This is a genomic window from Enterobacter sp. B79-1 (assembly GCF_057444735.1).
This window is the reverse complement of the sequence record NZ_JBYAZJ010000001.1, coordinates 1,215,849-1,226,834: the sequence shown is the minus strand read 5'-3', so window position 1 is coordinate 1,226,834 and position 10,986 is coordinate 1,215,849. Positions and strand designations below refer to the sequence as shown.

At 56.9% G+C, this 10,986-nt stretch carries 12 protein-coding genes; all 12 read left to right on the top strand.

The features are described from left to right. Positions 1-205 precede the first annotated feature (205 nt). From gspC to AC2T6E_RS05860, 12 genes are read left to right on the top strand one after another with little or no spacing between them, the layout of a single operon-like run. Positions 206-937: a type II secretion system protein GspC gene (gene gspC / locus AC2T6E_RS05915; RefSeq protein WP_486690874.1), complete on the top strand. Its 732-nt coding sequence runs from the start codon at positions 206-208 to the stop codon at positions 935-937. A gap of 12 nt (positions 938-949) precedes the next feature. Next, the gene (gene gspD / locus AC2T6E_RS05910; protein WP_126815632.1) at positions 950-2,869 is read left to right on the top strand and encodes a type II secretion system secretin GspD; all 1,920 of its coding nucleotides are present in this window, start codon (positions 950-952) and stop codon (positions 2,867-2,869) included. A gap of 15 nt (positions 2,870-2,884) precedes the next feature. After that, positions 2,885-4,363, top strand: coding sequence for a type II secretion system ATPase GspE (gene gspE, locus AC2T6E_RS05905; RefSeq protein WP_486690871.1), 1,479 nt, complete (start codon positions 2,885-2,887; stop codon positions 4,361-4,363). Continuing rightward, the gene (gene gspF / locus AC2T6E_RS05900; protein WP_486690870.1) at positions 4,363-5,571 is read left to right on the top strand and encodes a type II secretion system inner membrane protein GspF; all 1,209 of its coding nucleotides are present in this window, start codon (positions 4,363-4,365) and stop codon (positions 5,569-5,571) included. The genes gspE and gspF overlap by 1 nt, the downstream gene beginning before the upstream one ends. A 3-nt stretch (positions 5,572-5,574) precedes the next feature. Next, on the top strand, positions 5,575-6,024 hold the full coding sequence (gene gspG, locus AC2T6E_RS05895) for a type II secretion system major pseudopilin GspG (RefSeq protein ID WP_486690868.1): 450 nt from the start codon (positions 5,575-5,577) through the stop codon (positions 6,022-6,024). Further along, positions 6,024-6,509 (top strand): type II secretion system minor pseudopilin GspH, encoded by a 486-nt coding sequence (gene gspH, locus AC2T6E_RS05890; RefSeq protein WP_486690866.1) that lies wholly within the window; start codon positions 6,024-6,026, stop codon positions 6,507-6,509. Before gspG ends, gspH begins: the two co-directional genes overlap by 1 nt. Further along, positions 6,502-6,882 (top strand): type II secretion system minor pseudopilin GspI, encoded by a 381-nt coding sequence (gspI, locus tag AC2T6E_RS05885; protein WP_032639022.1) that lies wholly within the window; start codon positions 6,502-6,504, stop codon positions 6,880-6,882. The genes gspH and gspI overlap by 8 nt, the downstream gene beginning before the upstream one ends. Beyond that, positions 6,879-7,502 carry a type II secretion system minor pseudopilin GspJ gene (gene gspJ, locus AC2T6E_RS05880; RefSeq protein WP_486690863.1) on the top strand — a complete coding sequence of 208 codons (624 nt, stop codon included), beginning with the start codon at positions 6,879-6,881 and terminating at the stop codon, positions 7,500-7,502. The genes gspI and gspJ overlap by 4 nt, the downstream gene beginning before the upstream one ends. After that, on the top strand, positions 7,499-8,509 hold the full coding sequence (gene gspK / locus AC2T6E_RS05875) for a type II secretion system minor pseudopilin GspK (protein WP_148399760.1): 1,011 nt from the start codon (positions 7,499-7,501) through the stop codon (positions 8,507-8,509). The genes gspJ and gspK overlap by 4 nt, the downstream gene beginning before the upstream one ends. A 15-nt stretch (positions 8,510-8,524) precedes the next feature. Beyond that, positions 8,525-9,658, top strand: a complete 1,134-nt coding sequence (gene gspL, locus AC2T6E_RS05870; protein ID WP_486690861.1) for a type II secretion system protein GspL — start codon at positions 8,525-8,527, stop codon at positions 9,656-9,658. After that, on the top strand, positions 9,655-10,140 hold the full coding sequence (gspM, locus tag AC2T6E_RS05865) for a type II secretion system protein GspM (RefSeq protein WP_126815640.1): 486 nt from the start codon (positions 9,655-9,657) through the stop codon (positions 10,138-10,140). Before gspL ends, gspM begins: the two co-directional genes overlap by 4 nt. Beyond that, positions 10,137-10,934, top strand: coding sequence for a prepilin peptidase (locus tag AC2T6E_RS05860; protein WP_486690858.1), 798 nt, complete (start codon positions 10,137-10,139; stop codon positions 10,932-10,934). Before gspM ends, AC2T6E_RS05860 begins: the two co-directional genes overlap by 4 nt. Positions 10,935-10,986: the final 52 nt, after the last annotated feature.

The window sequence follows — 10,986 nt, the reverse complement described above, 5'->3', positions numbered from 1 at the left end:
GCCGGTGAGGCCTAACATCTGGATTTTATACGGTCAATATTTTTCGGTATGAAAGTTAGCGGCAAAGTCAGTGGTCGTTTTTACAGCGTGAAATTACTCTTTGCTCACATATTGGCGCAGCACGACGCTGCTTATTTTCGCTTTGTTAAAGGCCAGATGAAAAATGAGGTTCTCATTTCTGTCACGGTGGGTAACGCCTTGCATTATGTTTGTGCTGTTAATTTTTTGCGGCGAGCAAGGGTATCTGACGTTTAAAGATTATAAAAAAGTTACGAATAAGTTGGCTAATGCTGATGCGCAGCCGCTGAAAAAACGTCATGACGAAAAGCCATTCACCCTTTTCACGGCAGCGGTACGTCAGGACAACGCGGCAACGGCGGTAAACGTCCCGCTGGCAGCGGAAATAGAAGGCATTGTTCGCAGCGATGACGCCTGGCTTTCGTTCGCCGTTATCAAAACGCCGGGTGGCCAGAAGAGCTACCGTGAAGGCGAGCCGCTGATCGGTTTTAACGATGCTTTTATTCAGAAAATTAATAAAGACAATGTGGTGGTTAATTACGAAGGTGCTACGCAGGTACTGGCGTTAAATAAACCTGATTATTTTAAAGGCGGCGTTGACAGCGGCCCGGTGACCAAATCGACGAAAGATGCAGGCGTGGACAGTGTGCATCTGGATGATTATCTGGTGTTAAAGCCGTTAATCGAAAAGGGCCAACTGGAAGGCTTTAATATTAATCCACGGAATGCGTCTCCTTTTTACAGCGATACAGGGCTGAAAAAAGGCGATGTGGTAGTGAAAGTCAACGACGTCGATATGACGAAAGAAGCGCAGGCGAAAAATATCATCGCTAACTGGTCGAAAATGAAAGAGGCGGAGGTCGTCGTCAGGCGGCACGCTCACCTTGAAAATATTCGGGTTAATGTTTTAAACAATTAACAAGTGTACATCATGAAGAAATTTCCGTGGGCGTGCGTGGCGCTGACCGCATTGTCGTTATATTCCAGTTCGCTGCTTGCAGCTAACTTTAGCGCCAGCTTTAAAAATACCGATATCCGCGAGTTTATTGATACGGTGAGCCGCAATCTGAACAAAACCATTCTCGTCGACCCGTCCGTTCAGGGCTCTGTGTCGGTGCGAACCTACAACGTGCTGACGGAAGATGAGTACTACCAGTTCTTCCTGAGCGTGCTGGATCTGTACGGCCTGTCGGTGATCCCGATGGACAACGGCATGGTGAAAGTGGTGCGCTCAAGCGTAGCCCGCACCGCAGGCGCGCCGCTGGCCGACAGCAAAAACCCGGGCAAAGGCGATGAGATCATCACCCGCGTGGTGCGCATGGAAAACGTGCCGGTGCGTGAACTGGCCCCGCTGCTGCGTCAGCTTAACGATGCCACCGGTATCGGCAACGTGGTGCACTTCGAGCCCTCCAACGTGCTGCTGTTGACCGGTAAAGCCTCGGTGGTGAACCGCCTGGTGGATCTGGTGCAGCGCGTCGATAAAGACGGCATTCAACGCCGCGAAATTGTGCCGCTGCGCTTTGCCTCCGCTAAAGATCTCTCGGACATGTTGAACAACCTCAACAACGAAGAGCAGAAGGGGCAGAACGCGCCGCAGCTGGCGACCAAAGTGGTGGCAGATGACGAAACCAATAGCCTGGTGATCAGCGGTTCGGAAGATGCGCGCATGCGTACCCGCTCCCTGATCCACCAGCTGGATCGCGAGCAGAACAACGAGGGGAATACCCGCGTCTTCTACCTCAAATTTGCCAGCGCCACGAAGGTGGTGCCGGTGCTGACAGGGATTGGCGAACAGCTGAAGGACAAGCCGGGTACCGCAAAAGCGAAAACCGCGAGCGCCTCGACGGATCTGAATATTACCGCCGACGAATCAACCAACTCGCTGGTGATCACCGCCCAGCCTAACGTGATGAACTCGCTTGAGAAAGTGATCGACAAGCTCGACATCCGCCGTCCGCAGGTGCTGGTGGAGGCGATCATTGCTGAAGTGCAGGACGGTAACGGTCTGGATCTCGGCGTACAGTGGACCGGCAAGCACGGCGGCGTGCAGTTCGGCTCCACCGGCCTGCCAATCAGCCAGATTAAGAACGGCACTATGAAGGGGGCGAGCTTCACCGGCCTGGCGACCGGCTTCTTTAACGGCGATTTCGGGGCGCTGATGACCGCGCTCTCTACCGACGGCAAAAACGACATTCTCTCCACGCCAAGCGTGGTCACGCTGGATAACAAAGAGGCGTCGTTCAACGTCGGTCAAGACGTGCCTGTGCTCTCCGGCTCCCAGACCACCAGCGGGGACAACGTCTTTAACTCCGTTGAGCGGAAGACGGTCGGTACCAAGCTGAAAATTGTGCCGCAAATCAACGACGGCGACATGATCCACCTGAAGATTGAGCAGGAAGTCTCCAGCGTTGACAACAGCGCGACGGAAGACGCCAGCCTCGGCCCAACCTTTAACACGCGCACCATCAATAACGAAGTGATGGTGCACAGCGGGCAGACGGTGGTGCTCGGCGGACTGATGGAAAACGTCACCAAGCAGTCGGTCTCCAAAGTGCCACTGCTGGGCGATATCCCGCTGGTCGGCCAACTGTTCCGCTACACCTCGCAGGATTCGTCCAAGCGTAACCTGATGGTGTTTATCCATACCACCGTTCTGCGTGACGACGACAACTACAGCGCGGCGTCAAAAGAGAAATATGACCAGATCCGCGCCCGCCAGCAGCAGCGCGTGGAAGAGAAAAAGCTCGGCATTATTGAGCCAGCGGATAACGCGGTACTGCCCGCGTTTCCCGTCGACGCCAGCGCCGCACCGGTGAAAACCAGCGCATCGCGTAATCCGTTCAAACACTAAGGCGGAGGGGGCAACGTGGACGAACTGAGTAAAGCGCTGTGCAGCAGCAGCTACGCAAAGGATAACGGCGTTCTGTTTTATAACAATGACGTCTACATCCGTGATGAAACGCCAGCGACGGCACTGCTGGAGGTGCGCCGGGTGCTGGGACGCGCGTTCGTCCCGGTGACCCTGACGGCGGAAGCCTTTGACGAACTGCTTGCCAGGATCTGGCAGCAGAGCAGCGGCGTGTCGCAGCAGCTGGTGGACGACATGGACGCGGATATCGATCTGATGGCGTTAACCGAGGAGATCCCGGATAACGAGGATCTGCTCGATAACGACGAAAACTCCCCGGTGATCCGCCTGATCAACGCCATTCTCGGCGAGGCGGTGAAAGACGGCGCGTCGGATATTCATATCGAAACCTTCGAGCGCACGCTGAGCATTCGCTTTCGCGTTGACGGCGTGCTGCGCCCGGTGCTGCAGCCGGCGCGCAAGCTGGCGCCGCTGCTGGTGTCGCGCATCAAGGTCATGTCAAAACTCGACATCGCCGAGAAGCGCCTGCCGCAGGATGGCCGTATCTCCCTGCGCATTGGCCGCAAGGCGATCGACGTGCGCGTGTCGACCATTCCGTCCCAGTACGGCGAGCGCGTGGTGATGCGTCTGCTCGATAAAAGCAACCTGAAGCCCGACATCAACAAGCTGGGCCTGATTGATGAAGAGCTGGAGAAGTTAAAAGGGCTGATTGACCGCCCGCACGGCATTATCCTGGTCACCGGGCCAACGGGCTCCGGTAAAAGTACCACCCTGTACGCCATTCTCTCGGCGCTGAACGGCCATGAACGCAACATCCTGACCGTGGAAGACCCGATTGAATACGAGCTGGAAGGGGTGGGGCAGACGCAGGTTAACCCGCGCGTGGACATGACCTTTGCCCGCGGGCTGCGCGCCATTCTGCGTCAGGACCCGGACGTGGTGATGATCGGGGAAATTCGCGACGGCGAAACCGCGCAAATTGCGGTGCAGGCGTCGCTCACCGGTCACCTGGTCATGTCTACGCTGCACACCAACAGCGCCGCAGGGGCGATTACCCGTCTGCGCGATATGGGGCTGGAGTCCTTTTTAATCGGTTCATCGTTGCTCGGTGTCATTGCCCAGCGTCTGGTGCGTCGGCTGTGTACCCACTGCCGAACCACCAGTCCGCTGGACGCCAATGAAAAAGCGCTGTTCAGCTTTATGGACGTGCCGCCCAAAGCGATTTACCGCGCGGTGGGCTGCGAGCACTGCCGCCAGAGCGGCTACCAGGGGCGTGCAGGTATTCATGAATTTCTGGTGGTGGACAGCACCATGCGCCGCGCCATTCATGAAGATAAGGACGAGATGTCCATCGAAACGCAGCTCTTTAAGCAGGCCTACAGCCTGCGCGAAAACGGGCTGCTGAAGGTGATTAGCGGCGTAACCTCGCTGGAAGAGGTGATGCGCGTCACCGCCGAGCGTGGGGGAGATGAGTAATGGCCTTCTACGCCTGGACGGCGACGGATGTCGCGGGCAAAACCCGGCGCGGCACTTTGCAGGCCGAGGGGCAAAAGCAGGTTCGCCAGATGTTGCGCGAGCAAAAGCTGATGCCCGTCAGCATCACCGAAACCCGCGAGGCGGCGGCGTCCGGGAAAGCCAAAACCGGGGCAAAGCTCTCCACGCCGGTGCTGTCGATGTTTACCCGTCAGCTCTCCACGCTGGTCAACGCCGCGCTGCCGCTGGAGAGCGCGCTGAAGGCGATCTCGAAGCAGACGGAAGACAAAAAGCTGGCGACGATGGTGGTGGAGATCCGCGAGAAGGTAGTGGAAGGGCATACGCTCTTCGACGCCTTTAGCCAGTTCCCGCGCACCTTCGACAAGCTCTACTGCACGCTGGTGATGGCCGGTGAAAAGACTGGCCACCTGGGCGACGTGCTGGAGAAGCTGGCGGAATACAACGAGCAGCGCCAGAAGATGAAAAGCAAGCTGACGCAGGCGATGGTCTACCCGATTACCCTGACGGTGGTGGCCATCGCGGTGATCGGCATTCTGCTGGTGGCGGTGGTGCCGCAGGTGATCGAGCAGTTCACCCACATGAAGCAGCAGCTGCCGATCACCACCCGCACGCTGATTGCGGTGAGCGATTTCCTGCAGGCCTACGGTATCTATATTGTCGGGCTTCTGGGCGGTGGGTTTGTCGGTTTTAAAACCTGGCTTAGAAATGCCAAAAACCGTTTTCGCTGGAACCGCTGGCTGGTGAACGGCGCGCCGATTAAAAAGCTGGTGTGCGCCATCAACAGCGCCCGCTATATCCGCACCCTCAGCATTCTGCAGGCCAGCAGCGTGCCGCTGCTGGAGGGGATGTATATCGCGATGGACGGTATCGAAAACCTCTACGCCCGGCAGGTGCTGGAGCAGGCGGCGGATACCGTGCGCCAGGGGGCATCGCTTTACGCGGCACTCGAGCAGGCAAAGTTATTCCCGCCGACCATGCTGTACATGATTGCCTCCGGCGAAGAGAGCGGCGAATTAGGCAATTTAATGGACCGCGCGGCGGAAAACCAGGAATCGGCATTACAGCATCGCATTACGTTAACGCTGTCGGTATTTGAGCCGGCGCTGGTGGTCTCCATGGCGACCATTGTTTTATTCATCGTGCTGTCAATATTACAACCGCTTCTGCAACTTAATAATATGGTAGGTTAAATCATGGCTATAAAAAGAAAACACCTGGCTCGCCAGGCGGGCTTTACGTTGCTCGAATTAATGGTGGTCATCGTTATTCTCGGCGTTTTAGCCAGTATGGTGGTGCCAAACTTAATGGGTAATAAGGAAAAAGCGGATACGCAAAAAGCGACCAGCGATATTGTCGCGCTCGAAGGATCGCTGGATATGTACAAGCTGGATAACCACCGTTACCCGACAACCGAGCAGGGTTTACAGGCGCTGGTGGCCAAACCTGAAATCGCGCCGATCCCTAACGGCTACCGCGCCGACGGCTATATTCGCCGCCTGCCGCAGGATCCGTGGGGCGGGGATTATATCCTGGTGAGCCCGGGCGAACACGGTGCAGTTGATATCTTCTCTGCCGGTCCGGACGGTGAAGCCAATACCGCTGATGATATTACGAACTGGTCTCTGGATAAGAAAGAGAAATAATGAAACATCAACGCGGCTTTACGTTGCTGGAAATTATTCTGGCGCTGGTGATATTTGCCAGCTGCGCCATGATGGTGGTGTCAACAATACCTTCACGCAGCGGTGAGGATATATTTGGCCAGCAATTAAAAGCCCTCGTTGATTATGGTTCAGACCGTGCGGTGATGGACGGAAATATCGTCGGGCTGGTAATGACCACGGATAACTATCTGCTGGTGACGCTCGACGATAAAAACGGCGAGCGCCGCTGGGTGCCGTTAACCGCGGGCCGTATTACCACCAAAGGCGATTTCCCTGAGGAGATGCACGTTTCGCTCTCGCCGCAGCGTCTGGCCGCCACGGTGGCGTCCGAGCCGCAGGTGATCTTTTTGCCGGACGGTGAAATCAGCCGCTTCACGCTGACGCTGCAAAGCTACGACAAACAGCACCATTTCCGCGTGGTGTCGCAGGGCGCGGCTCCGGTATCGGTAGAAAACGATGGCTAACGGAAAGAAAAAGCAAACGGGAATGACGCTGCTGGAGGTCATGGTCGCGCTGGTGATCTTCTCCACCGCCGCGCTGGCGCTGATGAACTCGGTCTCCCTGAATGTGCGTTTTACCCACGGGCTGGCCGACACGCTGCAGGCGAGCTGGGTAGCTGAGAATCAGCTGGCAGAAGCGCAGCTCGCGAAAACCGACTTCCCGGATGCTGAGCAGCAGGGAACGGAAATCATGGGCGGACGCAGCTGGAACTGGCGCAAGCAGCGGGTCAAGACCGCCGACAGCGGCTGGGCTAACGCCATCCGCGTGTATGCGGAGGGCGACGACAGCCAGCCGGTCATCACGTTACAGATCGTTGGGCCGGGAGAGAGCCAGTGAAGAGAACCCGACACCAGCGCGGTTTTACCCTGCTGGAGATCATGATTGCGCTGACCATCTTTGCGGTGATCAGCACCCTGGCCTGGCAAATTCTGGACGGCGCGATGCGCACCAGTTCGGCCACCGATGCCAGCGCGGCGAAGCTCAATCAGCTCCAGCGGGCCTGGAACCTGATGGAGCGCGATTTCTACCAGCTGCAGGCGCGCGCGCCGCGCAACGAGCCGGAACTGTTTCGTCAGGTGGACGACGCGCTTGAGCTGACCACGCTGAACGGCGTGAGCGGAACGGTCCAGCTGGAGCGCGTGCGCTGGCGGCTGGAGGCGGGGCGGTTGTATCGCGACGTCTGGCCGGTGATTGACGGCCCGGCGGACGCCAAACCCGATGAAGTCCCAATTGTCAGCGAGGTGAAATCACTCCAGTGGCGTTTTTACCGTCAGGGCTGGCAGAAAAGCTGGAACGACCCGGCGCACCTGCCGGACGGCGTGGAGCTGACGCTGACCATGGAAAACGGCGATACCTGGCGCTGGGTGTTTACGACCCCGGGCGATATGCCTGAAGCGGCCACACCAGCGCCTGCCTCAGCGCCTGCGCCACAACCGGCACCGGAAGCAAAATCATGAGTGCATTACGCAAACAGAAAGGCGTGGCGCTGCTGGTGGTGCTGATCCTGCTGGTGATGATGTCGGCGCTGGCCGCCAAAATCAGCCAGCAGTTCTGCCGCAACCTGCAAAAAACGCATTACCAGGTAAGCCAGCAGCAGCTGCGCTGGGCGATGCAGGCGCAGGAAAAGGTGGTGAAAGACCGGCTGCAGACCGACGCCAGCGGGGAAAGCAAACCGCTCTCCCTCGACGGCGACTGGCATCAGCCGCTGGAAACCCGGGGTGAAGACTACACGGTGGTCAGCCAGGTGGAAGACGCGCAGGACTGCTTTAACGTCAATAACCTGCTGGCGGTCGAAAAAATTGCGCAGGGGCAAAACGCCCCGACGGTGCCGGAAAAGCCCCGCAGAGAGCAGATTGTTGAACGGCTTCTGACGGAGAGCGGCCTAAGCCAGACCAACGCGGAAGAGGTGTATCTGCAGCTGGTGGACTATCTCGATGGCGACACGACGACGGCCAAAGAAGGCGCAGAGACCGATGCCTGGGCTGGCGTGGTGCCCGCCCGCCAACCGGCGAACCAGATGATGCGCACCATTGCCGAGATCAAGCTGCTGCCTGCGTTCCCGGCTGCCGCTTATCCGAAGGTGAGCAAGCTGCTGTGCGCGCTGCCGGACTCCGCCAGCAAGGTGGATGTGAACACCCTTAAACCGGAGCAGGCCGCCTTACTGGCCGCCCTGTTCCCCGGAAAACTCAATGAAGATGATGCCGCTCGCCTGATTGAATCGCGTCCTGAAACCGGCTGGGAAAATAGGGAAACCTTCAGCAAAGCGCTGGAGCAGAGCTTCCCTCAGTTAAAGGACGACCTCCCACAGGTGGCCGACTATCTCTCCATTAATAGCCGGTATTTCCGCGTGAACTATACCGGCAATACCGATGAATTAACGCTTCGCGTGGTGAGCCAGCTTCAGGTGAATAACGAAGCCGGTGAGATCGTGACGTGGCAACGTCGTTACCGAATGATTGAATAAGAAAAGTAGAACGCTATGAAACAGGTCCTTTTTGTTCGTCCCGACAGCCGCGAGGGCGGGAAAATAATGTGGTGTGTCTCCGGCAGCGAGCAGGTTGAGGTGCTGGAGAGCCTGGACGCGCTGGTGGACCATCCTCTGGCCGCCCGCGTTTGTTTGCTGCTGCCCGCCTGCAACATGATTTTCCGCCACTTTACGCTGCCAAAGAAAGTGGCCTCGCAGGCGACGGCATTCTCGTGGATGGCGGAAGAGACGCTGATTGGTGACGTGGATAACCTTCACTGGACGGTGCTCAACAAAAAGGGCGCCGAGGTCGATGCTGTGGCGATTGATGCCGACCTGCTGCGCGCATGGTTAACCCGTTTTCAGGCCGCTGGAATGAAGGTGATTCAGGCGTTGCCGGATGCGTGGCTGCTGCCGGTGGCTGAAGGGGGAAGCACGCTTGTCAAACAGGATGAAAGCTACTGGCTGCGTTTATCCCCTCACACCGCCGGGGAGATGGAGGCCAGCCTGCTGCCGCTGCTGATGCAAAAAGCGGGCGAGGGCGAGGTGTGCTGCTACGGCGCGCAGCCTGAGGGGGTTGACGTGGACCTTCTGCAGCCCTGGCAGCACCCGCTGGTACTGATTCAGCCGCAGTGGCAAACCTGCCGCGTGAATATTATGCACGGCGAATTCAGTGCAAAAGCGGGCACGGATAAAGCCTGGAAAGGCATCAAAGCGGCAATGGTCGCAGCAGGCCTGCTCTCTATCGGCCTGCTGCTGGGCCCGCGCGTCGCCATGGCCTGGATGCTCGTTCAGCAGGAGAATGCCATTCAGCAGGAGATTGTTCAGGTTTATCAGCACCATTTCCCCAGCATGCGCCAGCAGACCAACATCAAATACCACTTTGGTCAAAACATGAAGAAACAGACCAAAGGGGTATTTTTGCAGCTTGAAGCACTGGCGAAAGCCAGGCAGGCCGTACCGGCGATGGAGATCGATCTGCTGGAATACGATGCTCAACAGAATACGCTGACGCTGAGCGTCAGTGCGCAAACCCAAACCGCGTTGCAGACGTTTGCGAAGCAGGCCGGTGAAAACTTTGATTTCACCTTGCAGCCTGTCTCCACCGCTGCGCCTTATACCGCCATGATCGCAGGGAAATATAAATGAAAGAGCGAATCGCGCAGCTTAAGTCTCGTTACCAGAATTACAGCGTCAGGGAAAAAGTTCTTATAAAAATGTTTGCCGTTGCCCTTGCAGGGGCGGCCGTTTATTACGCAGGTGTGATCCCGCTGGATAATATGATTCAAAACAGTAAAGCCACGCTAAGCAGACAAAAGGAGACGCTGAACTGGATGCGCAGTGAAATAGATAAAAATCATCTGCAGGTACAGATTATCAAAACGGATAATCCACGCACGGTGGTGGAGAATAGCGCGCATGAGATTAATTTGTCACTGACGGATGTGCGTCAGGATGGGCAAACTTTATCCTTTGTGGTCAGTCGCGTTAACGTTTACGAATTAAAGAGCTGGCTGCGGGAAATTAACCAGACCGCAGGCGTCAGATTGCAGAAAATGAGCCTCACCCCGGTCGATCATCTCAGTGACGTAAAAGCCGAAGTGCAGCTCACCTGGAGCAAAACCGTATGAACACCTTCGCGCTGATGCGGGACGTTTACCCGGTGGGGTTCCCGGTGATGAGCGCGATCCTGGGCGGTATTGTGGGGAGCTTTCTGGGCGTCGTCGCCGAGCGCGTACCGGGCATGGTGATGGACGAAGAGGTCGGAGGCAATTTGCTGTTTCCGGCCTCGCACTGCCCGGCGTGTCAGCACGCGCTGGCCGCCTGGGAGAATATTCCGCTGGTCAGCTGGCTTGTTTTACGCGGACGCTGTAGCCGCTGCGGCACCGCCATCCCGCTGCGGATATTTTTAATCGAACTTTTTTCCGCGCTGTTTTTTGGCATCTCCGCCTGGTGTATGCCGGACGTTCAGTCATTGTTCTCCCTGTGGCTGCTGGTGAGCTTTTTAATGCCCCTTGCGCTGATCGACTGGCGGCACCAGCTGCTGCCGGACTGCCTGACGCAGCCCCTGCTGTGGGCAGGATTATTGCTCCATGCATTTGACCATATGCTGCCGCTACGCGATGCGCTGTTCGGCGCCGTGGCGGGCTATCTGTCTCTCTGGCTGCTGTACTGGGCGTTTCGCCTGACCACCGGACGGGAAGGGCTGGGATATGGTGATTTTAAGCTACTGGCGGCCCTGGGTGCCTGGTGTGGCTGGCAGGCATTGCCCTCGCTGGAATTAATCGCTGCGTTGAGCGGTATTGTCGGTTATTTCGCGTTAACGCATTTAAATAAAAATAACCTCACTATTTCTTTCGGACCTTATCTCTCATTTGCTGGAATAGTGGTGTTCAGTGCACAGCAGTTTGCTTTCATAATTTAAATATTCAGGTCAAGTTGTTTTATAAATTTTTTCGATTGTGTAAGAGAAGGAC

Coding starts and splice junctions, on each gene's coding strand:
- gspG (WP_486690868.1), top strand. CDS start 5,575: ATGGCTATAAAAAGAAAACACCTGGCTCGCCAGGCGGGCTTTACGTTG.
- gspH (WP_486690866.1), top strand. CDS start 6,024: ATGAAACATCAACGCGGCTTTACGTTGCTGGAAATTATTCTGGCGCTG.
- gspC (WP_486690874.1), top strand. CDS start 206: ATGTTTGTGCTGTTAATTTTTTGCGGCGAGCAAGGGTATCTGACGTTT.
- gspI (WP_032639022.1), top strand. CDS start 6,502: ATGGCTAACGGAAAGAAAAAGCAAACGGGAATGACGCTGCTGGAGGTC.
- gspF (WP_486690870.1), top strand. CDS start 4,363: ATGGCCTTCTACGCCTGGACGGCGACGGATGTCGCGGGCAAAACCCGG.
- gspK (WP_148399760.1), top strand. CDS start 7,499: ATGAGTGCATTACGCAAACAGAAAGGCGTGGCGCTGCTGGTGGTGCTG.
- gspM (WP_126815640.1), top strand. CDS start 9,655: ATGAAAGAGCGAATCGCGCAGCTTAAGTCTCGTTACCAGAATTACAGC.
- AC2T6E_RS05860 (WP_486690858.1), top strand. CDS start 10,137: ATGAACACCTTCGCGCTGATGCGGGACGTTTACCCGGTGGGGTTCCCG.
- gspL (WP_486690861.1), top strand. CDS start 8,525: ATGAAACAGGTCCTTTTTGTTCGTCCCGACAGCCGCGAGGGCGGGAAA.
- gspD (WP_126815632.1), top strand. CDS start 950: ATGAAGAAATTTCCGTGGGCGTGCGTGGCGCTGACCGCATTGTCGTTA.